This window comes from Hymenobacter sp. B1770, from assembly GCF_049896385.1.
GTDB lineage: Bacteria > Bacteroidota > Bacteroidia > Cytophagales > Hymenobacteraceae > Hymenobacter.
Map to the genome: position 1 here is coordinate 336195 of NZ_JAFCUF010000004.1, position 24842 is coordinate 361036.

At 57.2% G+C, this 24842-nt stretch carries 25 protein-coding genes; 17 read left to right on the top strand and 8 right to left on the bottom strand.

Features of this window, described 5'->3' with window-relative positions; translation table 11 throughout:
* Window positions 1–96 precede the first annotated feature (96 nt).
* Both ACP7AJ_RS10650 and ACP7AJ_RS10655 read left to right on the top strand, forming a co-directional pair.
* The gene (locus tag ACP7AJ_RS10650; RefSeq protein WP_426060177.1) at window positions 97–1557 is read left to right on the top strand and encodes a M48 family metalloprotease; all 1461 of its coding nucleotides are present in this window, start codon (window positions 97–99) and stop codon (window positions 1555–1557) included.
* Between the two features lie 114 nt (window positions 1558–1671).
* Window positions 1672–3075 carry a M48 family metalloprotease gene (locus ACP7AJ_RS10655; RefSeq protein WP_426060178.1) on the top strand — a complete coding sequence of 468 codons (1404 nt, stop codon included), beginning with the start codon at window positions 1672–1674 and terminating at the stop codon, window positions 3073–3075.
* Between the two features lie 84 nt (window positions 3076–3159).
* Here ACP7AJ_RS10655 and ychF read toward each other — a convergent pair whose 3' ends face one another.
* Both ychF and ACP7AJ_RS10665 read right to left on the bottom strand, forming a co-directional pair.
* The gene (ychF, locus tag ACP7AJ_RS10660; RefSeq protein ID WP_426060179.1) at window positions 3160–4260 is read right to left on the bottom strand and encodes a redox-regulated ATPase YchF; all 1101 of its coding nucleotides are present in this window, start codon (window positions 4258–4260) and stop codon (window positions 3160–3162) included.
* A 235-nt stretch (window positions 4261–4495) separates the two neighbouring features.
* Window positions 4496–4864 carry a DUF3276 family protein gene (locus tag ACP7AJ_RS10665; protein WP_426060180.1) on the bottom strand — a complete coding sequence of 123 codons (369 nt, stop codon included), beginning with the start codon at window positions 4862–4864 and terminating at the stop codon, window positions 4496–4498.
* Window positions 4865–5132: 268 nt separating this feature from the next.
* Here ACP7AJ_RS10665 and ACP7AJ_RS10670 point away from each other — a divergent pair, with 268 nt between their 5' ends.
* From ACP7AJ_RS10670 to ACP7AJ_RS10690, 5 genes are all read left to right on the top strand, one after another.
* Window positions 5133–6056 carry a DUF58 domain-containing protein gene (locus ACP7AJ_RS10670; RefSeq protein WP_426060291.1) on the top strand — a complete coding sequence of 308 codons (924 nt, stop codon included), beginning with the start codon at window positions 5133–5135 and terminating at the stop codon, window positions 6054–6056.
* A 62-nt stretch (window positions 6057–6118) separates the two neighbouring features.
* Window positions 6119–6340 carry a hypothetical protein gene (locus ACP7AJ_RS10675; RefSeq protein ID WP_426060181.1) on the top strand — a complete coding sequence of 74 codons (222 nt, stop codon included), beginning with the start codon at window positions 6119–6121 and terminating at the stop codon, window positions 6338–6340.
* A 115-nt stretch (window positions 6341–6455) separates the two neighbouring features.
* Entirely contained in the window at window positions 6456–6653 is a 198-nt protein-coding gene (locus tag ACP7AJ_RS10680) for a hypothetical protein (protein ID WP_426060182.1), read from the top strand.
* A 57-nt stretch (window positions 6654–6710) separates the two neighbouring features.
* Entirely contained in the window at window positions 6711–7175 is a 465-nt protein-coding gene (locus ACP7AJ_RS10685; RefSeq protein ID WP_426060183.1) for a hypothetical protein, read from the top strand.
* 74 nt (window positions 7176–7249) lie between these two features.
* Window positions 7250–7423 carry a hypothetical protein gene (locus ACP7AJ_RS10690; protein WP_426060184.1) on the top strand — a complete coding sequence of 58 codons (174 nt, stop codon included), beginning with the start codon at window positions 7250–7252 and terminating at the stop codon, window positions 7421–7423.
* Between the two features lie 140 nt (window positions 7424–7563).
* Here the strand turns inward: ACP7AJ_RS10690 and ACP7AJ_RS10695 are convergent, their stop codons facing one another.
* A complete protein-coding gene (locus ACP7AJ_RS10695; protein ID WP_426060185.1) occupies window positions 7564–8181 on the bottom strand; it encodes an OmpA family protein in 618 nt (205 codons plus the stop codon).
* Between the two features lie 278 nt (window positions 8182–8459).
* On the opposite strand from ACP7AJ_RS10695, the gene ACP7AJ_RS10700 reads away from it, so the two are divergent.
* On the top strand, window positions 8460–9770 hold the full coding sequence (locus ACP7AJ_RS10700) for a cystathionine gamma-synthase family protein (RefSeq protein WP_426060186.1): 1311 nt from the start codon (window positions 8460–8462) through the stop codon (window positions 9768–9770).
* Window positions 9771–9853: 83 nt separating this feature from the next.
* The gene (locus ACP7AJ_RS10705; RefSeq protein ID WP_426060187.1) at window positions 9854–10234 is read left to right on the top strand and encodes a PH domain-containing protein; all 381 of its coding nucleotides are present in this window, start codon (window positions 9854–9856) and stop codon (window positions 10232–10234) included.
* A 75-nt stretch (window positions 10235–10309) separates the two neighbouring features.
* Here ACP7AJ_RS10705 and ACP7AJ_RS10710 read toward each other — a convergent pair whose 3' ends face one another.
* The 5 genes from ACP7AJ_RS10710 to ACP7AJ_RS10730 form a co-directional block, all read right to left on the bottom strand.
* Window positions 10310–11281 (bottom strand): deoxyhypusine synthase family protein, encoded by a 972-nt coding sequence (locus ACP7AJ_RS10710; RefSeq protein ID WP_426060188.1) that lies wholly within the window; start codon window positions 11279–11281, stop codon window positions 10310–10312.
* Window positions 11282–11399: 118 nt separating this feature from the next.
* Complete coding sequence (gene hslV, locus ACP7AJ_RS10715) at window positions 11400–11939, bottom strand: ATP-dependent protease subunit HslV (protein ID WP_426060189.1); 540 nt, start codon at window positions 11937–11939, stop codon at window positions 11400–11402.
* Between the two features lie 134 nt (window positions 11940–12073).
* Window positions 12074–14623, bottom strand: coding sequence for a TonB-dependent receptor (locus tag ACP7AJ_RS10720; protein ID WP_426060190.1), 2550 nt, complete (start codon window positions 14621–14623; stop codon window positions 12074–12076).
* A gap of 139 nt (window positions 14624–14762) precedes the next feature.
* Window positions 14763–16484 carry a pyruvate dehydrogenase complex dihydrolipoamide acetyltransferase gene (locus ACP7AJ_RS10725; protein WP_426060191.1) on the bottom strand — a complete coding sequence of 574 codons (1722 nt, stop codon included), beginning with the start codon at window positions 16482–16484 and terminating at the stop codon, window positions 14763–14765.
* Between the two features lie 131 nt (window positions 16485–16615).
* Entirely contained in the window at window positions 16616–17239 is a 624-nt protein-coding gene (locus ACP7AJ_RS10730; protein ID WP_426060192.1) for a histidine phosphatase family protein, read from the bottom strand.
* A 140-nt stretch (window positions 17240–17379) separates the two neighbouring features.
* On the opposite strand from ACP7AJ_RS10730, the gene ACP7AJ_RS10735 reads away from it, so the two are divergent.
* The 8 genes from ACP7AJ_RS10735 to ACP7AJ_RS10770 all read left to right on the top strand — a co-directional run bounded on the left by ACP7AJ_RS10735 (window position 17380) and on the right by ACP7AJ_RS10770 (window position 24806).
* The gene (locus tag ACP7AJ_RS10735; RefSeq protein ID WP_426060193.1) at window positions 17380–17811 is read left to right on the top strand and encodes a hotdog fold thioesterase; all 432 of its coding nucleotides are present in this window, start codon (window positions 17380–17382) and stop codon (window positions 17809–17811) included.
* Window positions 17811–19040: a chorismate-binding protein gene (locus tag ACP7AJ_RS10740; protein WP_426060194.1), complete on the top strand. Its 1230-nt coding sequence runs from the start codon at window positions 17811–17813 to the stop codon at window positions 19038–19040. Before ACP7AJ_RS10735 ends, ACP7AJ_RS10740 begins: the two co-directional genes overlap by 1 nt.
* Before the next feature lie 91 nt (window positions 19041–19131).
* Window positions 19132–20841 (top strand): 2-succinyl-5-enolpyruvyl-6-hydroxy-3-cyclohexene-1-carboxylic-acid synthase, encoded by a 1710-nt coding sequence (gene menD / locus ACP7AJ_RS10745; protein WP_426060195.1) that lies wholly within the window; start codon window positions 19132–19134, stop codon window positions 20839–20841.
* A 112-nt stretch (window positions 20842–20953) separates the two neighbouring features.
* Entirely contained in the window at window positions 20954–21778 is an 825-nt protein-coding gene (menB, locus tag ACP7AJ_RS10750) for a 1,4-dihydroxy-2-naphthoyl-CoA synthase (protein WP_426060196.1), read from the top strand.
* 149 nt (window positions 21779–21927) lie between these two features.
* The gene (locus ACP7AJ_RS10755) at window positions 21928–22341 is read left to right on the top strand and encodes a DUF2809 domain-containing protein (RefSeq protein WP_426060197.1); all 414 of its coding nucleotides are present in this window, start codon (window positions 21928–21930) and stop codon (window positions 22339–22341) included.
* 20 nt (window positions 22342–22361) lie between these two features.
* Window positions 22362–23150: a class I SAM-dependent methyltransferase gene (locus ACP7AJ_RS10760; RefSeq protein WP_426060198.1), complete on the top strand. Its 789-nt coding sequence runs from the start codon at window positions 22362–22364 to the stop codon at window positions 23148–23150.
* 152 nt (window positions 23151–23302) lie between these two features.
* Window positions 23303–24181 (top strand): HAEPLYID family protein, encoded by an 879-nt coding sequence (locus tag ACP7AJ_RS10765; protein WP_426060199.1) that lies wholly within the window; start codon window positions 23303–23305, stop codon window positions 24179–24181.
* Between the two features lie 175 nt (window positions 24182–24356).
* A complete protein-coding gene (locus ACP7AJ_RS10770) occupies window positions 24357–24806 on the top strand; it encodes a hypothetical protein (protein ID WP_426060200.1) in 450 nt (149 codons plus the stop codon).
* Window positions 24807–24842: the final 36 nt, after the last annotated feature.

A 24842-nucleotide genomic window follows, 5' to 3' on the forward strand; every position in this document is an offset into this window, starting at 1 on the left:
ACCTGCTCGGTTCGGCTGCGTTTGTTAGCACATTCCAGCTTCTGGCGAGCAGCGGGGCCAATTCCGGCTCCGTCCCCGGCAGCACCTCTTACTATTATGAAATCACGACTTCACCTAAGCGTTGGGGCAGCCGCCGTGTTGCTGCTCAGCGGCTGCGCCACCAATCCCGTCACGGGCAAAAGAGAAGTAAGCCTGGTATCGGAAGGCCAGGAAGTGGCCATGGGCGCACAGTCGGACCCGGCTGTGACGGCCCAGTTCGGCCTATACGAAGACCCCAAGATGCAGAAGTTCATCGACGAGAAGGGGCAAAAAATGGCCGCAGTGTCGCACCGCGCCAACTTGAAATATCAGTTTCGGGTGGTTGACTCACCGGTCATCAATGCCTTTGCTGTGCCCGGGGGCTACGTGTACTTCACGCGCGGCATCATGGCTCACTTCAACAACGAGGCCCAGTTTGCCGGCGTGCTCGGTCATGAGATTGGCCACGTCACGGCCCGGCATTCGGCCCGCCAGCAAACCAAGGCCATTCTGGGCCAGGTGGGCCTGATGGGCGCCATGATTGCCTCGCCCCAGGTGGCGCAGTTTGGCGAGCAAGCCATGCAGGGCATGCAGCTGCTGTTTTTGAAGTTTGGGCGCGACGACGAGCGGCAATCTGACGAGCTGGGCGTGGAGTACGCGTCGAAAATTGGGTACGACGCCAGCCAGATGGCTGACTTCTTCCAAACCCTGGCCCGGCAGCAGCAGTCGTCCGGCAGCGAGGCCATTCCCGACTTTCTCTCCACTCACCCCAATCCCGAAGACCGCTACACCACCGTGCACAAGCTGGCCGACCAGTGGAAGCAGCAAAACGGCAACCCCAAGCTGGCCATCAACCGCGACCAGTACCTGCAGCTCATCAACGGCATGGTGTACGGCGAAGACCCCAAGCAGGGCTTCGTCGAAAACAGCATGTTCTACCACCCCGTGCTAAAGTTCCAAATGCCCGTGCCCACTGGCTGGAAGCACCAGAACACCCCCCAGCAGTTCCAGATGGTTGACCCTGCTGGCAAGGCCATGCTCGTGCTGATGACGGCCCCCGGCAACACGGTGGAGGAAGGCGCTCAGGCCCTGGTGCAGCAACTGAAGCTGCAGCCCGCCGACTCGCGGCGCACCACCATCAACGGTTTCCCAGCCCTGTTTTTTGTGGCCGACCAGGTGCAGCAAGACCCGCAAACCGGCCAGCAGGTAGCAGGCGTGCGGGTGATGGGCCATATCATTCAGGACGGCAAAACTATGTACGCCCTGCTGGGCGTGTCGGGCCCGGCCGATTTCCCCAATTACTCACAGCAGTTTAGCAGCGTGGCCGAAGCCTTCCGCCGCCTCACCGATGCCGACAAGCTCAATCGCCAGCCCGAGCGCCTCCGCATTAAGAAACTGACCCTGCGCAGCACCCTGGCCCAGGCCCTCACCAGCAATGGCGTGCCTGAGAAGCGCCACGTCGAGTTGGCCATTCTCAACGGCATGCAGCTCAACGAGCAGCTCAACGCGGGTTCGTCAATAAAAATCGTCGGAAAATAACTGGCATTATGTTGGTTTAGGAGTGGCTAAGCTTGGCGCGCAACCCTGTTTCCTGGCGTGCGTTTGCAAGCTCAGTCGCCGCATCTCACGCGGTCCATATAGCTCTTTACAAATATGAACTTCTCCTTCTTGCGCACCGGTGCCGCGCTGCTGCTGCCGCTGACTCTCATCAGCGCCATCCCCACCAGCCCCACCCAAGGCCCCAAACCCGACCCCCAGGTACTGGCCCAGTTTGGCTTGTACAACAACCCCACCCTGCAACGCCTGATTGACACCAAAGGCCAGCAGATGAACAAGGTCTCGGACCGTCCCGGCAACTACGGCTTCACCATCGTAGACTCGCCGGTGATTAACGCCTTCGCTACGCCCGATGGCCACGTGTACTTCACGCGCGGCATCATGGCCCACTTCAACAGCGAGGCCCAGTTTGCCGGCGTGCTCGGCCACGAGCTCGGCCATATCACGGCCAAGCACGGGCAGAGCCAGCAGCGGCGTTCCACGGCGGCGGGCATCGGCCTGCTGCTGGGCTCCATTGTGGCCCCGCGCGTGATGCAGTCGGTGGGAGGACTTGTGCAGCAGGGTGTGGGCCTGGGCATGCTCAAGTACGGCCGCGACGACGAGCGGGAGTCGGACCAGTTGGGCGTGAAATATTCTACCAAGATTGGGTACGACGCCAGCCACATGGCTGATTTCTTCCAAACCCTGCAGCGCAATGAGCAGGCCAGCGGGGGCGGCGGGATGCCCGGTTTTCTCTCCTCGCACCCCAATTCCGCTGACCGCTACGCCACGGTAAAGAAACTGGCAGCACAGGCCAAGCAGAACGCCGGCCGCCAGCAGCTCACCGTGGGCCGCGAAACCTACCTGCGCATGATTGATGGCCTGCCCTACGGCGAAGACCCGCGCCAGGGCTACGTGGAGCGGGGCGTGTTCTACCACCCCGAACTTAAGTTTCAAATGCCCATTCCGTCGGGCTGGAAATCGCAGAACTCCCCCAGCCAGTTCCAGATGGCGGAGCCCAACGGCAAAGCCCTCGTGGTGCTGGTTCCGGCTGGCGGCAATTCGCTCGACGAGGCAGCCCAAGGCCTGGCCAAGGCCATCGGCCTACAATCGGCCAACGCCCAGCGGGCCACGATTAGCGGCTTCCCCGCCGTGGTGATGCAAGGCGACCAGGCTGCCCAGCAGGGCCAAGCTGGCGCCCGGGTGCTGGCCCACGTCATCCAGGACGGCAGCAACTATTACGGCATCGTGGGCCTCACCACGGCCGCCGCTTTCCAGACGTATGCCAACACATTCAGCGGCGTGGCCCAGGGCTTTGCCCGCCTCACCGACGCAAGCAAGCTGAACCGCACGTCGGAGAAAATCCGCATCAAAAGCGCCACTGGCAACCAGACGCTGGCCCAGGCTCTGAGCGCCAACGGTGTTCCGACCAACCGCCACGAAGAACTGGCCATCCTCAACGGCATGCAGCGCACCGACCGCTTGACCTCGGGCATGCTGTTTAAGACAGTAGGAAAGTAAACCGTCAATTAGGCATTTGTTGCTACCAAAAAAGCCGCCCCTTGCAGGGCGGCTTTTTTATTGTTTCTCGCTCGATGCGCGTGGCTACACGTTGAAGCGGAAGTGCATGATGTCGCCGTCCTGCACCACGTAGTCCTTTCCCTCTACCGACATCTTGCCGGCCTCTTTAATTTTTACTTCAGTCTTATACTCCTGGTAATCCGGCAGCTTGATAACTTCGGCCCGGATAAAGCCCTTCTCGAAATCGGAGTGAATAACACCGGCCGCAGCCGGGGCTTTGTCGCCGCGGTGGATGGTCCAGGCGCGAACCTCCTGCACGCCGGCAGTGAAGTAAGTTATCAGATTCAGCAGCTCGTAGCTGGCGCGAATGAGCTTGTTCAGGCCCGACTCCGTGAGGCCATATTCGCCCAGGAACATGGCTTTCTCTTCGGGGTCTTCCATCTCGGCAATCTGTGCCTCAATGGCCGCCGACACCAGCACTACCTGGGCACCTTCGGCTTTCACGTGCTCGCGCAGGGCGGCCACGTGCTTGTTGCCATCGGTGGCAATGCTGGTTTCGTCCACGTTGGCCACGTAAATCACGGGCTTGATGGTGAGCAGTTGCAGGTCGGCTACGGCCTCCAGCTCTTCGGGCGTGGCCTGAATGGCGCGGGCGTTCTGGCCGTCTTCCAGGGCTGTTTTGAAGCGCTGCAGGGCTGCTACCTCCTTCTTAGCCACGGCATCGCCGCCTTTTGCGCTACGCTCCGACTTTACCAACTTTTTGTCGACGCTCTCCAAATCCTTAATCTGAAGTTCGGTGTCGATAACATCTTTGTCGAACACGGGGTCTACGCCGCCGGCTACGTGCACGATGTTGGGGTCGTCGAAGCATCGCACCACGTGGATAATGGCGTCAACCTCGCGGATGTTGGCCAGGAATTTGTTGCCCAGCCCTTCACCTTTGCTGGCGCCTTTCACGAGGCCGGCAATGTCGACAAACTCGATGATGGTGGGCAGCACGCGCTTGGGATTCACGAGACTTTCCAGAATCTGGAGCCGCTCGTCGGGCACGGTAATCACGCCCACGTTGGGCTCAATGGTGCAAAAAGGATAGTTGGCCGATTCGGCCTTGGCGTTCGAAAGCGCGTTGAAAAGGGTGGATTTACCGACGTTCGGCAAGCCGACGATACCGCAGCGGAGGCCCATGTGTGGGAGTAGTTGAGTGACGGAGTGATTGAGTGAACTGCCTGGCAATTCAGCCGCAAAGGTACCGCAACGGCAGGGTTGTCACTCCAACTTTTAGTTGGATAATCGTTGAGCCGCAATCATTGAGCTATTCAGCGCCGTCGCCAGTGCCGCGCCACTCAAACGAAAGAAGCCAGAAAAAGGCGCGAACGGACTTGCATCCACTCGCGCCATCAGGCAATTCCCAGCCGAAAAACTAGTAGTTGTCTTCGCTCTTATTGGGGTCAAAAGCCGGTCGTTCAAACTCGGAACGGGGCCGGTCCCGGTCTTCAAAGTCGCGCGGTCGGTCGAGCTCGGCTACTTCCTCGGGGCTCAGCAGTTCTTCGCGCACATAGTCCACGGCATCCTGCAGAGCATCTACGAATTTGAGAAAATCTTCCTTATAAAGGAAAATCTTGTGTTTTTCGTAGGAAACCGAGTCGTCACTGTTCTGACGGCGCTTGCTCTCGGTGATGGTCAGGTAGTAATCCTGGCCGCGGGTGGCTTTCACGTCGAAGAAGTACGTGCGCTTGCCGGCTTTAATTCGTTGGGAATAAATCTCTTCCTGTTCGTGACGGTCGTCCACGGAAATGGGTTGGGGGTATGAGTGGGGAATAAATTTGGTCGGTTGAATGAAAGGCCTAACTTACGAAGGGCCGGGCAAAGGTAAATGCCGGAGGTAGCGTTGGTGTTGAATAGCGTAGTAATAAGGAAGCAGCAAAACCGCCGGTCATGTAGAGCGCTGCCGAGGCATCTCGCCCGCTTTGAACTCACGATTGGGTTTACAACCACACGCAAGATGCCTCGGCTGCGCTCGGCATGACGTTCTTTATGGTACCATTGCCTAGCTCACTCTGCACATGCCCATCGACCTAGCCGCCATCCGTTCCTTCGAAAACCTCGAGTTTCTGGCCCGTCAACTCGTAGACGGCTTCATTACCGGCCTGCACCAGTCGCCCTACCACGGGTTTTCGGTCGAGTTTTCGGAACACCGCCTATATAATCCCGGCGAGAGCACCCGCCACATCGACTGGAAAGTATTTGCTCGCACCGATAAGCTGTTCGTGAAGCGCTACGAGGAAGAAACCAACCTGCGCGCCCATATTCTGCTCGACGTCAGCCCCAGCATGTACTATCCCGCGCCGAACTTCGACAAGCTCAAGTTCAGCATTCTGGCCGCGGCCGCGCTCACCACCCTACTCACCCGGCAGCGCGACGCCGTGGGGCTGGTCACCTTTGCCGAGACGGTGGAGCTGCAAACGCCAGTGCGCTCCACCAGCACTCACCGCCACACCCTGCTGCTGGCCCTGCAACAGCTGCTGGAGCGCCCGCCAGCTCCCAAAACCGTGCGCGGCACCGACGTAGCCGGCACCGTGCACGCCATTGCCCAACAGATTCCTAAACGCTCTCTGGTCATCCTGTTTAGCGACATGCTGGGCCGTAGCGCCAGCGAGCAGGACGCGGCCCTGGCTGCTCTGCAGCACCTCAAGCACCAGCACCACGAAGTGCTGCTCTTCCACGTGCTCCACCGCGCAACCGAGGCCAACTTTGATTTCGCGGAGCGCCCCTACATTTTCGAGGACGTCGAAACCGGCTTGGAAATCAAGCTGCAGCCTTCCCAAATCAAAGAACAGTACCAGGCCGCCATGTCGGCCTACGAACAGGAATTGGCCTTGCGCTGCGGGCAGCTCCGCATCGACTTTGTGCCCGTCGACGTGCGAGAACCGTTCGAGAAAGTACTCTACGCCTACCTGGTTAAACGGGGCAAAGTGCGGTAGGCGGCCAGCCCTGCAACATCTTCTGCGAGCAGCGGTTTGCTACGTAGCCCTCCCGATTAGCCGTGCGCCTCCTCGATATTTTACTTGTTCTCATACCGGCCACGCTGGTCTTCGCGCCCATCACGGGCTACATCGCAGCGAGTCACGGCCGGTCGTTCTGGCGCTGGTATGGGCTGGGCATCCTCCTGCCCTTTGCCTCGGTTTTTGTGGCGCTTTTTGTAGCCATGTGGTCCCAAGTTGCCGAAACCAAGGCCAAGCGTGGGTTGCCCAAACCCCCTCCGTAGCCCTCCTACCGCCTTTATCCTGCATCCCGCTGTAGGATATGGATACTACAGTGCTCCATCTTGGATAACAGTTCCGGCCTACCTTTGCTTTCGGTTGAACTGTGATTATTCCTTTATGCTCGAAGCTCTTATTGTACTTCTCTCGCCAATACTGTTCATGCCCGTCATGACGGCATTTATGGCTTACAACCACAATCGTTCCTTCTGGCGGTGGCTTGGCATTGGGTTCGCACTGCCCTACCTGTCGTTGTTCGTGGTTATGTTCGTGGTGCACCGCGACCAGAAAAGGCTGAGCCATCAACCGGCCAGCTAGCCTACGCCTTGCCCACAAAGCTCTCCTTTTTCTCACGTTTACCTCTTTTCCAATTTCATGTCTGCTTACTCAATTCTTCTTGCGTTGCACTCCTGGTCTCGTTGGCTGGTAATTGTATTCGGTCTTATTGCCATCTACCGCGCCTACGTGGGCTGGACCGGTCGCCGCCGCTTTCTGGGTGCCGATAACGGCATGGGAGCCAGCTTTGTGGGCTCCATGCACCTGCAGGTGTTGTTAGGCCTGGCTCTTTACTTTGGGCTTAGCCCCTGGGGCCTGAACGCCATGAAACAGGCAGGCGCCATGAAAGACCCCACGGCTCGCTTTTTCGGAATGGAGCACATAGCCGTGATGCTTTTGGCAGCGGTGCTGGCCCAGGTAGGCCGGAGCCTTTCCAAGAAGGCGAGCGATGACACCCTTAAACACAAAAAAGCCTTCACGTTTTTCGGCATTGCCTTGCTGCTCGTGCTGCTCATGATTCCGTGGGGTATTTGGAATCCGGCCCGGCCACTATTTCGTTTTTAATTATTAAGTTTGGGGGTCTGCGTATAAATCGCTCTCTTTTCTTTCTTCTATTTGATTGTATACCTATTTAACCCGTGTCCACCGCACCGAAACGCTCCTATACTGTAGAGGACTTCTCCGACTTGATAAACGCGCGCCTACAAGCTATTGAAAGCCAGAAAGAAGCAAAGCAGCGCTACGGAAGTCTGCTGGCTGTATTGCGCCAACAGGTAGATTCCTACCGCCGTCAGATGCACGGAATTAAATAATAAATTCTTTATAAAATACGAATAAGTATCAAACGCACAAAGGCCAGTCGGGTACTTACCTGGCTGGCCTTTGTGCGTTTGGAGCATGCCTTAAACAGAGTGCGCAAAGTGCGACCCTGGCTGCAGGCGGGAGCACTCGGTTAGCGGGTGCGCACCACAATTTCTACGCGCCGGTTTTTCTGGCGTCCTTCGGGAGTGGCGTTAGTCGCGACAGGCTGCTCCTGGCCAAAGCTTTCGGTGCTTACTTTATCGGCGGCGAGTTTGCCGTTTTGAGTCAGGTAATTTTTTACAGCTTCAGCGCGCTGTTTGGCCAAGTCGAGGTTGTAGCTGGCTGCACCCCGCGAATCGGCGAAGCCCATTACCCGCACGTCTTTGCCACTATAACGCTGGTTGATAGAGCCGAGGACTTCGTTCAAAGCATTAGCAGCGCTGGGCTTAATGGCGGCTTTGTCGGTGTCGAATAGCACCACTTCGTCGACCGAATAAACCTGGTAGTCGGCATCGCCCCGTACGGTGGTGCCTTTCGTTTTAATTTCGGGCAGGGTGGCATCAGCAAGCTTGGCCTTACTAAGGTCGAACGCGTCGCCGGTGGCATCGGCGGCCCCTTCGGCTACGTCGCCCACGGTGCGGCCGTCGCGGTATACGACTGCGGTATCGGCAGTGGCTTCGGCGGGGTCGTTGGCAACTTCGTTGGTTTGATTACAGCTAGTGAAGCCAATGGCTGCTACTGCTAAGAGGGGAAGAAAGAAGGTTTTCATTGGAAGGTGTGGATATTAAATAGAAATATTCTTAACGAGCACCTACGGGTTAATGTTGGGTTTACACAGGGCGCATGGCCACCATCCGAGAACCTTATACTTGTTAACCAGGCAGTTACCGTGAAAATGCTTTTCGAGAAGCAGCCAAGACAAAACTGATTTGGCCGCCCGAACAACCTGAACTGTCAATCAATGCTTCTGTCGGGGCCAGGATTGGGCGTTTAGCAGAAAAACCTACCTTCACGGCACTTCTACTCTTCCCACCCATTCACATTTTCATGTCCAACATCCAAGAACACGCCCAGATAGCCGGCAAAATGCTCTGTCCCGAAAGCCTGATGATGAGCTACGGCTACACGCCGGCCTGGAGCGAAGGAGCCATCAAGCCGCCCATTTTCCAAACTTCTACCTTCGTGTTTAACAGTGCCGAAGAGGGCAAGGCCTTCTTCGAGCTTGCCTATGGCCTGCGCCAGGCAGCCCCCGACGAGGAAATGGGCCTTATCTACTCCCGACTCAACAACCCCAGCCTCGAAATTCTGGAGCACCGCCTCACCCTCTGGGACGGCGCCGAAGAAGCGGCTAGCTTCGCCAGCGGCATGGCCGCCATCAGCACCACCCTTTTGGCCCTGCTGCAACCTGGAGATGTGGTGTTGCACTCCGAGCCCGTGTACGGTGGCTCCGACTTCTTTCTGAAAAACGTGCTGCGCAAATTCGGGATTGAGGCCGTGGGCTTCCGCCCCACCGCCACCCCCGCCGAGTTGACGGCCCAAGTTGCCAGCATCGAGCAAGGCCGCCTTGCCATGATATTCGTGGAAACTCCCGCCAACCCCACCAATCACCTCGTCGACCTGGAAGCCTGCGCTGCCTTGGCACGCCAGCACAGCACCCCCGAGCACCCCATCCGGCTGGTGGTCGATAACACCTTTTTGGGGCCAGTTTTCCAGCATCCGCTCAAGCACGGTGCCGATGTGGTGCTGTATTCGGCAACTAAGTTCCTGGGTGGTCACTCCGACCTCATTGCCGGCGCTGCCTTGGCCAGTAAGCCACTGATGAAGGAGATAAAAGCCATGCGCACCTTCATGGGCACCATGTGCGACCCCAACACCGGTTGGATGCTCATGCGCAGCCTCGAAACCCTGAAGCTGCGCATGGAGCGCGCCGCCCATTCGGCCCAAATTATTGCCGACTGGCTGCGCGAACATCCACTGGTGGAGCGCACCTACTACCTCACCCACCTGGAGCATAATCCGGCCCAGCAGGACATCTACCGTCGCCACTGCCTCTCGCCGGGCTCTATGATTTCCTTCGACATCCGCGGCGGCGAGGCCGAAGCCTTCCGCTTCCTCAACGCCCTCAAGCTCATCAAGCTGGCCGTGAGCCTGGGCGGCACCGAAAGCCTGGCCGAGCACCCCGGCACCATGACGCACTCCGACATCACGCTGGACGAGCAGCGCGAAATGGGCATCACGCCTCAAATGATACGTCTCAGCATCGGCGTAGAAGACCCGCAAGACTTGATGCTGGATTTGGGGCAGGCCTTCGGAGCGGTGCGCCTGCCCAAGCAGCTACCTCAGCTGGAAATGGCTTAATTGCTCTGTTGCAGAAATGCAAAGCTTACGGCTGGCAACAAGTCTAGCAGAACACTTTCAAGTAACTTTTTTAACCGCAAACCATGGGATTTTTCTCTGCATTAATGGGCAACGCCGGTGTTGCTCAACCTTCCGAGCTGAACAAGGAATACGGCGTTCTTCTCGCGGAAGGTGAGGTTATCGAAATCGGCTTTAAACTGGTTCGCGATGTCTTTGTCTTCACCAATAAGCGCCTTATCTTGGTTGAAAAACAAGGCCTTACCGGCAAGAAGGTGGACTACCTTTCCATTGCTTACAAAAGCATCTCAAGGTTCGGCATTGAAACTGCCGGCCATCTGGACCTCGATGCCGAATTGAAAATTTGGGTATCGAGCGAGGTTCAGCCCAGTATCGTCCGAAAATTCAACAACCAGGTCAATATCTATGACCTACAAAGGGTGTTAGCCCAGCACGTATTGGGCTAAAAGCTAAGCACCAGAAACAAGAAAAGCCTCCGCTGACATTCAGCGGAGGCTTTTCTTGTTTCCATACCTAGACAATTACTGCCCCAGCACGATGGCAAACACCAGCGGCGCCACTATGGTCGCGTCGCTTTCGATGATGAACTTCGGCGTGTGCTCGCCGAGCTTGCCCCAGGTGATTTTTTCGTTGGGCACGGCGCCGGAGTAGCTGCCGTAGCTGGTGGTGGAATCCGAAATCTGGCAGAAGTAGCCCCACAGAGGCACTTCGTGGCGGCCAAGGTCCTGGTGCAGCATGGGCACTACGCAGATGGGGAAGTCCCCGGCAATGCCGCCGCCAATCTGGAAGAAGCCCACTTTGCTTTCATCAGTGGCCTGGGCGGTGTACCAGTCGGCCAGGTACATCATGTACTGAATGCCAGTGCGCATGGTGTGCACGTTTTTCACGTCGCCGCTCATCACGTGGCCGGCGTAGATGTTGCCGAGGGTCGAGTCTTCCCAGCCCGGGCAAATGATGGGCAGGTTTTTCTCAGCCGCGGCCAGCATCCACGAGTTTTTTGGGTCAATTTGGTAGTACTGCTCCAGCTCGCCCGAGAGCAGAATCTGGTAGAAGAATTCGTGCGGGAAGTACGACTCGCCGGTCTTGTCGGCCTTTTCCCAGAACTTGAGCACGGTGTGCTCGATGCGGCGCATGGCCTCTTCCTCGGGGATGCAGGTGTCGGTGACGCGGTTCATGTGGCGCTTGAGTAGCGCGGTTTCGTCGGCGGCGGTGAGGTCGCGATAGTTCGGCACCCGCTCGTAGAAATCGTGAGCCACGAGGTTGAAGATGTCTTCTTCCAGGTTGGCGCCGGTGCAGCTGATGATTTGCACCTTGTCCTGGCGAATGAGCTCGGCCAGTTGGATACCGAGTTCGGCGGTGCTCATGGCACCGGCCAAGGTTATCATCATCTTGCCACCTTCGGCCAGGTGCTTGTTGTAGCCATCGGCGGCGTCAATCAGCGCGGCGGCGTTGAAGTGGCGGAAGTGATGGCGGAGGAAGTTGGTTACTTGCATGTGGGGTAGTTTGTCATTCTGAACGCAGCGAAGAATCTTATCACGTCCGCGCGGCAAGGAAATGAATGAGCTAGGAAACGCAGCCGTGATAAGATGCTTCGTTCCTCAGCATGACAGATTAAATAGGCGACTCAATCATCAAATTATGATTGGTATAAATGCAGATATCAGCGGCAATGTGAAGAGCGTCTTCCACCATTTGCCGGGCTGATAAATGCGGTGCGTGCTTTTTTAGTGCCAACGCCGCCGCCTGGGCATACATGGCGCCACTGCCGATGGCGGCTACGTCGGTATCTGGTTCCAATACGTCGCCGGTGCCGCTAAGGATGAGCAGCTCGTCGCGGTCAGCCACCACCATCATGGCTTCCAGCTTGCGCAGGTACTGGTCTTTGCGCCACTCCTTGGCCAACTCGATGGCGGCGCGCTTGAGGTTGCCGCCGTAGCCGTTCAGCTTTTCATCAAACTTGTCGAGCAGCATAAAGGCATCGGCCGTGGAGCCGGCAAAACCAGTCACGATTTTGCCATCCTGGAGCTTGCGGATTTTGCGCACGTTGTTCTTGGCTACGTGCTTGTCCATGGTGGCCTGGCCGTCGGCGCCGAGGGCTACTTCGCCGTTGTGGCGGATGCCGAGAACGGTGGTAGAACGAATTTTAGTCATTTATTAATAGCAGTTAACACGCTGGCACCACGGTATTGGGGCAAGTGGCAAAATTACGCGGTGCTGCTTAACCAAACCGCCCGGTCGTTGAGACCGGGCGGCTGACAAGGCTTAACCAACACGCAGTAAATAAGTTAAAAGCGCGCCTGCAATTTGCCGAAGAGGAAACGGCCATTGGAACCCATCTGCACCGGGTCCCAGGCGCCACCGGTTTCCGTGCGCTGCGGGTCAAACAGCGTGGGGAATACGCCAAACAGGTTGGAGCTGCCTACTGCCAGTTGCAGGTGCGGAGTCAGCGCATAGCTCAGCGTGAGGTCGGTGGTGATGCGCGAGTCGTATTTCATTGGCTCATTGTCAAAATCGAGCAGAGTCACCTCATCGAAGCGTACGAAACGCAGCAAAGCACCCCAGCGGCTCACCTGATAATCGAAGGTGAGGTTGATTTTGGAAGGCGGTGCCGAGGCCTTCACAAAAGCTTGCTCGCGCGGGCCAAAAAAGTCGTCTTCGCGTCCTACCAGGCGGCCGGAGGTCTGTACCCGGTCGATGCGGAGGCTGTTGAAGTTGGCTGCCACCGTGGAGGTTAGGCGACCAGTGCCCACGGCCACAAAATGATTGAGCACCACGTCGAGACCCAGGGAGCGAGTATCGGCGGCATTGGCGAAAAACTGTGCCTGGTCCACGTTCAGTGCCACCAGGTCGGCCCCAATCACGGGGTCGTCGGCGCTGAATTGGCTGGTGAGGACCACCCGGTCTTTCACCTTGATGTAGTAGCCATCCACGGTCAGGTTCACCGACGAGCCTAGGCGGCTGGTGAAGCCCACGTTGGCACTGGTGGAGGTTTCCTGTTTCAGCGATGGAATTCCCAGTTTCTGGGTAACGGCGCTGTTGTTGCGGGCCAGCAGCACCTCCACCGGGCTGCCGCTGATGAAGTTGGTGAAGGTAGAATTGAAGTTTTTCTGAGCCAACGAAGGCGCCCGGAAGCCGGTGCTCAACGTGCCGCGCACGGTCAGGAAATCCGTCACGTTGTAGCGGGTCGACGCTTTGTAGTTCAGGGTGCTGCCGAAGTCGCTATAGTTTTCAAAGCGCAGAGCACCCGCCAGCAACCAGCGCTGGGTCACGCTCAGCTCAGCATCAACGTAGGCGCCTAGGTTGTCGCGCTGCGCCTTGATTGCGTCGCTGGGCTGGTAGCCCGGAAAGCCCTGGGAGCCCCCGGACAGGTTGGGGTCGTAGTTGCGATAAGAGCCTTCCTCGCCTGCAAACAGCGAATACCATTCGCGCCGCGCCTCGGCACCAGCCGCCAGGTTGAGACCTTGTAGCACAGTTTTGTAGTTGCGCGTAAGGCCCACGTTCACCACGTTTTGCTGCAGTTGGAAACCGCCGGCGTTGAAGGAAGTGGGCGAGGCAGCACCCTTCGACGCATTCAACGTGTTACGCAGACCGTACTCAAAGCGGTTGGAACCAAAATTGTTGCTGATATCCAGCTCCCACTCGCCTAGCGACGTGCGCACTCCGGCCACGGCCGAGGCATCCAGAATGTCGCTGGAGATAATCGGGTCGAAGCCGTCAGGGTAGATGGCGGGCACGTTGCGGTCATCATCGGCAAAACGAGTCCAGGCGTAGGCATCGCCCTTGCGCTTGTTTAGTCCGCCAAAGGCATAAACGTGCGCCTTATTGCTGAGCGCAAACTTCGAGTTCAGGTACAGCGAAGCGTTAGAGATTTCCGGGTCGCCGTACTCGCGGCGCGCCAAGCCATTGGGCGACGGCACGTTGGCCCGCTGGGTGTGCTGGCGCTTGTTGTAATCGAGCGTGGCATTAATAAAGCTGCCGTTCTCGCCCAGGCCCACGCCGTAGTTGACGTTGGCGTTGAAGTTGCCCCCATCGAAGCGCTTGTCGTCGCGGCGGTACTTCGCATCATACACGCCGTAGTTGGCGCTGGCCGTGAGTTCTTTCACGGAGCTTTTCAGCACAATGTTGATGACACCGGCAATGGCATCGGAGCCGTACTGAGCCGCAGCGCCGTCGCGCAAAATCTCAATCCGCTCGATGGAAGCGGCCGGTATCACGTTCAGGTCGGTGCCGGTGTTGCCGCGGCCGCGCGAGCCAAACAGGTTTACCAGCGCCGACTGGTGCTGGCGCTTGCCATTCACCAGCACCAGGGTTTGGTCAGGGCCGAGGCCGCGTAGAGAAGCGGGGTCCACGTGGTCGGCGCCGTCGGAGCCAGTCTGGCGGTTCGAGTTGAACGACGGCGCCACAAACTGCAGCAGCTGGTTCACATCGAGCTGGCCGGTTTTGGCCGTCACCTCCCGAATGTCAATGATATCTACGGGCGAAGGCGAATCGGTGACGGAGCGGTTGGCGCTGCGCGAGCCCACCACCTGCACGGCATCGAGGCTAGTGCTGCTTTCGGCCAGGCTGATGCTAAGCGAGCCGCCAGTGGCCACTTCCTCTCTGGTGGCGTAGCCCAACGAGCTGATTACGAGCCGCGGCTGGGCCGTGCGAGTACGTAAGGTGAAACGGCCTTCGCCGTCGGTGGCCGTGCCGTTATTGGTGCCTTTTTCCACCACCGTAGCCCCGATAACGGGCCGGCCAGTGGGGTCCAGTACCTGGCCGCTCAGGCTAGCGCTTTGCCCCCAAGCAGTGCTGCTGACCACACAGATTAAGGGTATAAGTAAGCTGTTCTTCATGAAAATAGTAGAAAGAGTGATTGACTTAAGCTGAGTAGCAAAGGACAATTGGCATTGTCCTATTTTTCGCAAGCTAATGCTTTCCAGCAAAAAAAAACCAGCCGGTTAGAGCTGGTTTTTTTCATGGGGAAATATTCAATCAAATAAGCATGCGCATGGGATCTTCCAGCAGGCCTTTCAGGGTCTGGAGGAAGGCGGCGCCAGTGGCACCGTCCACCACGCGGTGGTCGCAGCTCAACGTCACCTTCATGATGTTGCCGACCACAATCTGGCCGTCTTTGACGATGGGCGTCTGCTTGATGCCGCCCACGGCCAGGATACAGGCGTCGGGCGGGTTGATGATGGCCGTGAATTCGTCGATGCCGAACATGCCCAGGTTGGAGATGGTGAAGGTGCTGCCCTCCCATTCAGCGGGCTGCAGCTTCTTGCTCTTGGCTTTGCCGGCTAGCTCTTTCACTTCGGTGGCGATTTGCGACAGGCCTTTCTGGTCGGCGTTACGAATCACGGGCACCAGCAAGCCTTCGTCCACGGCCACGGCCACACCGATGTTGATGAGCTTGTTCTGACGGATTTTATCGCCGAGCCACGAGGAGTTTACCACCGGATGCTGGCGCAGCGCCACGGCAGCCGACTTCAGCACCAAGTCGTTGAAGGAAAGCTTCACCGGCGACAGTTCGTTGAGACGCACCCGTGCTTCCATGGCCTTGTCCATGTTGATTTCCATCGTGAGATAGAAATGCGGAGCCGTGAACAAGCTTTCCGACAGGCGCTTGGCAATCACCTTGCGCATCTGCGACACGGGGGTGTCGGTGTAAGTACCTTCGGTAGCGGCGGCTGCCGGAGCAGCTTGTGGCGCAGCAACGGCGGCTGGAGCGGCAGCCGGGCTGGGGGCAGCAGCGGGCGCCGCTTGGGTAGCCGGAGCAGCAGTTGCAGCCGAGGGCTTGAAGTTCTCCACGTCGCGCTGCACAATGCGGCCGTTGTCGCCGGTGCCCACAACCTGCGAGAGGTTGATACCTTTTTCCTTCGCTATGCTCTTGGCGAGCGGCGAGGCCAGGATGCGACCACTAGGCGCTGCTGCTGCGGCGGGCGCAGGTTGGGCGGCAGGAGTAGCGGGCGCTTCAGCTTCTTGTGGTGCTTCGGCAGCTTTAGGGGCTTCGGCGGGGGTAGCACCACCGCTTTGGCCGCCTAGCAGAGCTTCAATGTCGGCGCCTTCTTCGCCGATAATAGCCAGGATGCCATCAACCGGGACGGCTTCGCCGGCCTTCGGGCCGGTGTAGAGCAGGGTGCCGTCTTCGTAGTTTTCCAGCTCCATGGTGGCCTTGTCGGTTTCGACTTCAGCCAGCACATCGCCCGATTTTACTTTGTCGCCCACGTTTTTCAACCAAGCGGCAATGGTGCCTTCGGTCATCGTGTCGCTCATTTTGGGCATGCGCACCACGGTAGCTTTTTTGCCATTGGCAGGCGCGGCAGGCGCAGCTTTGGGCGCTTCGGGAGCCGGCGCGGCGGGAGCAGGAGCAGCCTCTGCTTTGGGAGCTTCGGCGGCCGGGGCAGCTTCCGCTTTGGGAGCCTCGGCCGCGGGGGCGCCGCCGGTAGCTCCGGCTAGCAGGGCCGAGAAATCTTCGCCCTCTTTGCCAACAATGGCCAAAATTCCATCAACTACGACAGACTCTTTTTCTTTCGGCCCAATGTACAGGAGCGTACCGTCTTCGTAATTCTCCAGTTCCATGGTGGCTTTGTCGGTCTCGACTTCGGCCAGGATATCACCGGATTTAACTTTATCACCCACTTTCTTGAGCCAAGCAGCGATGGTCCCTTCGGTCATCGTGTCGCTCATTTTGGGCATTTTTATGATTTCGGCCATCAGTTTGTCGCGCTTGTATTGAGGAGGCCAAAATTAGCCCGAAAAGTTGGGCACACAATTATCGCGAGGTTTCGCGGGCAAAATGCTAGGCAAACTTTGTCAAATCTTCTTCCGCCGCGCTAAGCTCTGCGCTAAGCCAGCACCTGCAAATGCGCCACATCGAGGAAGTTCTTCACCGTAAATACCGTCCCGGTGAATTCCAGCTTGTACAAGCATAAGTTGCTGTGCTCGAAGCCTTCCATGCAATAGAGCGGGTAGTTTAGCAGCTGGCACAGCATGACGCGCATGGCGCGGCCGTGCATGCAGACGAGTACCGTTTCTTCGTCGTGGCGGGATTTCAGAAGCTCAATAAACGGGCGTTGCCGGGCAGCTACTTCTTCGGGACTTTCTCCTCCAGTAAGGCGCGAATCGGTGCGGCCGGCTGCCCAATCGGCCAATACCTGGCGGTATTCGGCATCTTCTTCCATGGTAATGCGCGTGCCTTCGCGCACGCCCCAGCTTATCTCGTTGAGGCCCGCATGGGCTTCGTGCGGCAGTCCCAAGTCCAGAAACTGCTGCACCGACTCCTGCGTACGCCGCAGGGCCGACGTGTACACTTTGTCGAACGGCATGTGCCCATAGGCGGCAAAGAACTGCGCGGCCTGGCGCCGGCCGGTCTCGTTCAGACTCGAGTCGACGCCGCTGCCCTGCACAATGCCCTGCACGTTAAAATCGGTCTGGCCGTGGCGTAGAAGGAAGATGGTCCGGGGCCTCACGTTGAGTGGTAGTTTTGCGTGAACTTGCGTCAACAATCTGTCAAAGTACGGGGTTTTAACCCCGGCCGTTGGTCATTAATCTGAATTTATTCGTGGCGAACGGGGCTTTCCGCCCGTGCTCGCCTGTCCTCCCCTGTCCTATGACCCTGGAAGAAGTGAAAAGCTGGACGGCTTCCCGCCCGACTCTGGCCGATGCCCTCGGCATCGAAATTACTGCCGTGACAGAGAGCTACCTCGAAGGCCGTATGCCGGTTGATGGCCGTACCCACCAGCCCATGGGCCTGCTGCACGGCGGTGCCTCGGTGGCGTTTGCCGAAACGCTGGGCAGCATCGCCGCTTCGCTGCGCGTGGACCGTACCAGGCAGGCCACTGTGGGCCTGGAAATTAACGCCAATCATATTAAGGGGGTTCGCAACGGCTGGGTATGCGGCCGTGCCACGCCGGTGCACGTAGGCCGCAGCACCCAGGTATGGGAAATCCGCATTACGCACGAAGAAACCGGCGCCCTGGTCTGCATCAGCCGCATCACCATGGCCGTGATTGACCTGCCGGCCGCCGCAAAAACCGCCTAATGGGCACCAGCGACTATCGGCAACTGAAGTGGCCGGCCGCCGCGGCGGGCCTCTCCTCTTTGGCCCGGTTGAGCCACTTGGCGGCGGGAGCCCTGCGTACGGGCCGGCCCCTGGCCATCTGGCGCGAGCCCGGGGCAGCGCAGCCGCGACTACTGGTGGCGCGTTCGCTGGAGGCGACTTTCACTGGCCTGCCGCCCGCACTTGATGCTCAGGCACCCGCAGGCTTTGCCTTCTTTCCCTTCCGCGAGTCGGACCTCAACCCGGCCCTGTTTCTGCCCGCCGATGTGCTCTTTGATGCCGCCCAGGCCGAGTTGGTGGCCGTAGCGCCCGCTGCCCGCGACTTGGTGCCGGCCCTCAGCGCTTGGCTGGCCGCGGCACCCCTGGAGCACCTAGCCTGGCACTACGCCACGCCTACTGTTCCCCACGCCGCCACCGAGGCCGAGTATAAGGAATTGGTGCGCGTCGGAGTAGCCGCTATTGAAAACAAGGAAGTGGTGAAAGTGGTGAGCTCCCGCGCTGCCCGCCGCCCACTGCCTGCTGGATTTGACCCTTTAGCAGCCTTTATCGACTTGGAGCAGAAGTATCCGCAAGGTTTTGTGTCGCTGGTGAGCGCGCCCGGCGTGGGCACTTGGCTGGGCGCCACCCCCGAGGTTCTGGCCGAAGTAACGGCCGACGGCACGTTCCACACCATGGCGCTGGCCGCCACCCAGCCCCTCACGGCCGAGTTCATGCCCCGCACGGCCATCTGGCGCCAGAAAGAAATCGAAGAGCAAGCTTTGGTGGCGCGCTACATCGTGAACTGCTTCAAGCAGCTGCGGTTGCGAGAATACCAGGAAACCGGCCCGCGCACGGTGGTTGCGGGGGAACTGCTGCACTTGCGCACCGACTTTGAGGTGAGCCTGAAACACGTACCCTTTCCGTCGCTGGGCACCGATATGCTACGGCTGCTACACCCTACTTCCGCCGTGGGCGGCATGCCCAAAGCCGCTGCCATGGACTTTTTGCAAAAACACGAGGGCTACGACCGCGCTTACTACAGCGGCTTCCTGGGCCCGGTGAATGTGGCCGCGCCCGGCGTTGCGCGCCTCTACGTGAACCTGCGCTGCCTGCAGGTGCGCGCCGACGAAGCCATTCTGTATGCCGGAACCGGCCTGACGGTGGATTCGGACCCGGAGCGCGAATGGGAGGAAACTCAAATGAAATTGCAGACCATTGCGGCCGTGCTCTAGCGCCTTTTTTTAGTTCAAGTCCGTTTGCGCCAAGCAGCTTTATACTACAACAACCGTTTAACGACCTGCCAACTCGAAGTTGGGGTTACTTATGCAAGCAGTTTATAACATTGCCGAAATCTGCGCCCAGCATGGCATCACCGATGTGGTGCTGTCGCCCGGCTCCCGTTCGGCACCCCTCACCTTGGCCTTTGCCCGCCACCCGGCTCTTACGGTGCGCGTGGTACCCGATGAGCGGGCGGCGGCTTTTATCGGCCTCGGCATAGCGCAGACCCAGCGGCGCGCGGTGGCGCTGGTCTGCACCTCCGGCACAGCGGGTCTGAATTACGCGCCGGCTGTGGCGGAGGCGTTTTTTCAGCACATTCCGCTGGTGATTTTTACCGCCGACCGGCCGCCGGAATGGATAGACCAGCTTGATGGGCAAACCATTCGGCAGCGCAATTTGTACGGCGCGCACGCCAAGGGCGAATTTGAGTTTCCGGTTGACACCTCGCACGCAGATGCCAAGTGGCATTCGGCGCGCATTGTCAACGAAGCTATCAACCTGGCACAAGCTGCGCCCGCTGGGCCGGTGCAGGTGAATGTGCCGCTGCGCGAGCCGTTTTATCCGAAGGCAGACGATAAAATCGGGTATGAGAAGGACGTAAAAATCACGCACGAGCCGTCGCTCTCAACCGACCTTTCCAAGGCTGCCATTTCTGAATTTACCCAGCAATTACTCTCCACCAAGCGGGTATTAGTTGTAGCCGGCCAACATGCCGCCGATGAGAAGCTAAACCAAGCCTTGCTGGCATTTGCGGCTATATATGGGGTCACGGTGGTAGCCGATACCATTGGCAATATGGATGGCATCGGGAGTTCTCTCGTCGGGAAGCATGATGTCTTCCTAGCTGGGCTAAGCAGAGAGCAAAAAGAGACCCTGCGGCCCGACTTGCTTATCACCTTTGGCCAGTCGCTGATTTCGAAAAGCCTGAAACTGTACCTGCGTGAGGCGGTTCCGCAGCAGCACTGGCACATCCAGGCCAGCGGGGCAGTAGCAGACACTTTTCGCAGCTTAACTTCTATAGTAAGGAGTGAGCCGGCCGCTTTTTTTGCCGGATTGGCAGTTAAACCGGTTTCTATTGAAATGAATGGGGCATCGGATTGGCAACAAGCCGAAACTGCTGCGCACTCGTTTTTGAGCGACTTCTTCTCTGCTTCCAATCCGCCATTCAATGAGTTTTCGGCCTTTCACCGCACGCTCGCTCAACTCCCGGAAAACACAGCCCTGCACCTGGCCAATAGCATGGCCGTGCGCTACGCCAACATCATCGGCATCCCAGCGGGCCGGCAAATCGAAGTCTTCGCCAACCGCGGCACTAGCGGCATCGACGGCTGCAACTCCACCGCCGTGGGTGCAGCCCTGGCCCAGCCGCAGCGCCCGGTGGTCCTCCTCACCGGCGACGTGGCGTTTTTCTACGACCGCAACGCCTTCTGGCACAACTATCCTACACCCAATATGCGCGTCGTGCTCTTCAACAACCACGGCGGTGGCATCTTCCGCCTCATCGATGGACCGCGGCAGCAGCCGGAGCTGGAGGAGTTTTTTGAGACGCGCCAGATGCTGACGGCGGAGAACACGGCGCGGGATTTTAACCTGCGCTACTTCCCCGTTTCAACGTTTGAAGAACTTGCTGCCGCGCTACCGGTTTTCTTTGCGGCCGAAAGCGGCGCGGCCATCCTTGAAATTTTCACCGATAGCAAAACCAACGCGGCCTTTTTTGCGGAATACCGGGCGGCGGTAAAACAAGCTTTTTCCTAATCTGTCATGCTGACGAAGGAAGCATCTTATCACGGCTTCCCTTTCGGCTTTTTAAATCCCAGCGGCGCGGACGTGATAAGATTCTTCGCTGCGCTCAGAATGACAACTTTCTATGCCAGAAACCATTCAGTGGAGTCCCATTAAGGAGTTCCGTGAAATCCTTTTCACGCAGCACGGCGGCATCGCCAAAATCAGCATCAACCGGCCGCAAGTACACAACGCCTTTACGCCGCTCACGGTGCAGGAGATGATTGAGGCGATGAACATCTGCCGCGACCGCACCGACATCGGCGTCATCATCCTTACGGGCGAAGGTGGCCGGGCCTTTTGCTCGGGCGGCGACCAGAGCGTGCGCGGCCACGGCGGCTACGTAGGCGAAGACGCCATGCCCCGCCTCAACGTGCTCGACCTGCAGCGCATCATCCGCACCATTCCCAAGCCGGTGATTGCCATGGTGGCGGGCTGGGCCATCGGGGGCGGCCACGTGCTGCACGTGGTGTGCGACCTGAGCATTGCGGCCGACAACGCCCGTTTCGGCCAAACCGGCCCCAACGTGGGCTCGTTCGACGGCGGCTTTGGGGCCTCCTACCTGGCCCGCGTGGTGGGCCAGAAAAAAGCGCGCGAAATCTGGTACCTCTGCGACCAGTACGACGCTCAGGAGGCCCTCGACATGGGCCTCGTCAACAAAGTGGTGCCGCTCGACCAGCTCGAAGAAACCACCGTGGCCTGGTGCCACAAGATTCTCCAGAAAAGTCCGCTTTCGCTGCGCATGCTCAAGTCGTCGTTCAATGCCGAGCTCGACGGGCAGGCTGGCATTCAGGAGCTGGCCGGCAACGCCACGCTGCTCTACTACCTCAGCGACGAGGCCAAGGAAGGCCGCAACGCCTACATGGAGAAGCGCCAGCCCGACTTCTCGAAGTTTCCCAAGTTTCCGTAAGCAAGCGTTTGCTTTAGAGCACAAAAAAAGGCCTGCAGTTCATGCAGGCCTTTTTTTGTGCTTACTTTTCGTTTTCGTGTTACTGACTCGCGGTTCGAAATTGCACCGCGAGTCAGTGAATTTTTAACCTGAACGAACCAACCAGCAGCTTGAGATTTAATAGCAAATACTTTTACCCCACCATTGTACTATTTGTTATTGAGGCAATTATTGCACTTTATGTACACGACCGAATAGTCCGGCCTTATGTCGGTGATTTTTTAGTTGTATTGCTGCTTTACTGCTTCGTCAAAAGCTTTTTTGCTATCCGGTTTCTTCCAGCAGCACTCCTTGTTCTGCTATTATCTTATTTAGTTGAGGGACTGCAGTACTTTAATTTATTACACCACCTAGGCTTTCAACACTCACGACTGGCCCGTACCCTGCTTGGAAGCTCGTTTTCGTGGGCCGATATGGCAATTTATACTGCCGGGTTTGTAGCGGTTTTAGTGGTGGAAAATGTATCACTCAAATCCAAGAAAAGCCAGCAGGCAGTCAAGATTGCTGCGATTGACAATTCCTAACCTACTTCTGCAAACGAGTTATGGACTACATTGAAATCAACAGAGACTCTTGGAATAAACGAACGGACTTCCACGTAAATTCAGCGTTTTATGATGTTGAAGGCTTCCTAAAGGGCAATAGTTCGCTCAATCAAATTGAACTCGAACTACTTGGCGATATACAGGGCAAGAGCCTTTTGCATTTGCAGTGTCATTTTGGACAAGACACGATTTCCCTGGCTAGATTAGGTGCTATACCAACTGGTGTAGACCTTTCCGACAAAGCCATTGAGCAAGCCGAGGCCCTTGCCAAAGCAGCCGGCGCAAATGCTGAATTTATCTGCTGCAACATCTATGAACTACCCGCACGGCTCGACCAGCAATTTGATGTTGTCTTTACCAGCTATGGCACCATAGGCTGGCTGCCCGACCTGGATAAGTGGGCAAAAGTCATTGCAGCAGCTTTAAAGCCTGGAGGCAAATTCGTGTTCGCAGAATTTCACCCGGTAGTGTGGATGTTTGACGACAACTTTGATAAAATCGATTATAACTACTTCAATACGGGACCGATTGTGGAAACAGAAACGGGGACTTACGCAGACCGGGGTGCCCCAATTGACCAAAAATGCGTGACGTGGAACCACAGCATCGGCGAGGTCCTGACAAGCTTACTCGACAATGGTTTAATGCTACATGCATTTAAGGAATTCGACTACTCTCCATACAATTGTTTTAGAAATACTGTAGAATTTGAACCCAATAAATACCGCATAAAAACCCTAAGCAATAAAATACCAATGGTGTATGCCCTTATGGCGTCGAAAGCTTAGCGGACGGCCTTCTAAACTGGCTTTTTCCGATGCAATTTCTAGGCTTCTTGTATCTTTTTTTTAAAAATATTCAACACCAAAATTACTTAAAGCTGCTTTGAATACCTTTTCACGCCTGATGTAATATCATGCGCATACCCTTTCGGAAATACATGAAACTACCCGCACTACTAATTCTATTTTTTCTGACCATAGGCAGCTCAAATGCACAGAATGCCGATAGCACTCAATTAAAAAACGATAAACTGGACAGCATTTATATTAGGGAAACAGAAGACAAGCCAGGCCGTGACAAAGTCTTGCACGCCGAGCCGCTTTATATCGACCTAATACGGGACCTTGGAGCTCGAAAAGGCGAAAAAGAATGGAACGTTGGGGTAGGCATAACCGACAATAAGAATTTTGACGAATACATTGCTCTCGTAGAATACGAATTTGCTCCAATCGACAGATTAGGATTGGAAATTGAATTGCCTTTTTCAATTAGCTATCCCACTGAAAAATCAGTAGCTGCACCAAAAAGCAAGCTGAGTAGCTTCAAACTGGCGGCTCAGTATTCCTTCTTCGTTTCTGATAAATTAAATACATCAATGGCCGTTGGATATATCCACGAATTTGAGCTCAACAATTTTAGTAGCTATGGAAGAGAGCGGCTATTTACCGGGAATGTCTACAACCCCTTCTTTGTGGCAGCCAAGCGCTGGGGCCAAAATTTTCACACCCTCCTTTATACTGGCCCACAATTATTCCACCACTTTGCGAGCAATGCAACTCAGGGCAGGCACACCATCTGGCAGATAAACTCCAACTTTCATTACATGATTGATGGCACTAGAAATTTTATTGGAGTTGAGTTTAATAAAGAATTGGGCCGAAACGATTTCGACATGACCATCCGCCCTCAGATGCGGGTTGGGCTGGCCGACAACCTATTGATTGGTATTGTTACCGGCATCCCGATTAAAAGAGAAAACGAGCGATTTAGCAGCTTTTTGCGGCTTATTTATGAGCCCGGCCACAAAAGCAAATAAGGGCTCGCTGAAAACCGGGGCGCGCCCTGCCGGTAGCCAGTCGTGCTCATCGTTTTTCTACTTAAATTCACTGCTCTTTATTCGTAAACCTTAACCTCGGAGCAGTGCTCCCCCGTACGTACCGTACCTATTGCGACAAGGGGATAAGAGTCCCTATTATGCTGAGATACCGGACATGACGGACGCTGACTTTCGCAAAGCCATCCGCCGCCTTCAGTGGCAGCACTGGTTGCATTACCCGGTGCAGGGCCTCCTGATGGGATGCGTGGTGCTGATGGCTGGGAGCCATGCCGCCGCGGGCCAGACCCTGGAGCCCCACCTCGCCACCTGGCCCGCGCTGCTGGTGCTGGTAGCGTTGCTGCCGGTGGCAGGGCTGCTGCTTTATTCACTTTACCGACGGATGCGGCCTAACCTGCGGCGGCTCCCCGAAGGAAATATGCGCATTTACCAAGGCCGTTTATTTCTGCGTAACAGCTTACTGGCGCTGGTGCCCCTGCCCTTGCTGGCCTCTTACGTTGTCACGCACAAGCCCTTCGACATGCTCGCGGCGGGTGCCATGCTGGTGGCGCTGTGCTGGCGGCTTACGCCCACGGCCACCACCTACCAGCGCTGGCTGCTCAGCTAGCGCTGGGGCCCGGTGACGCCCCGCTGCCTCGTTTTC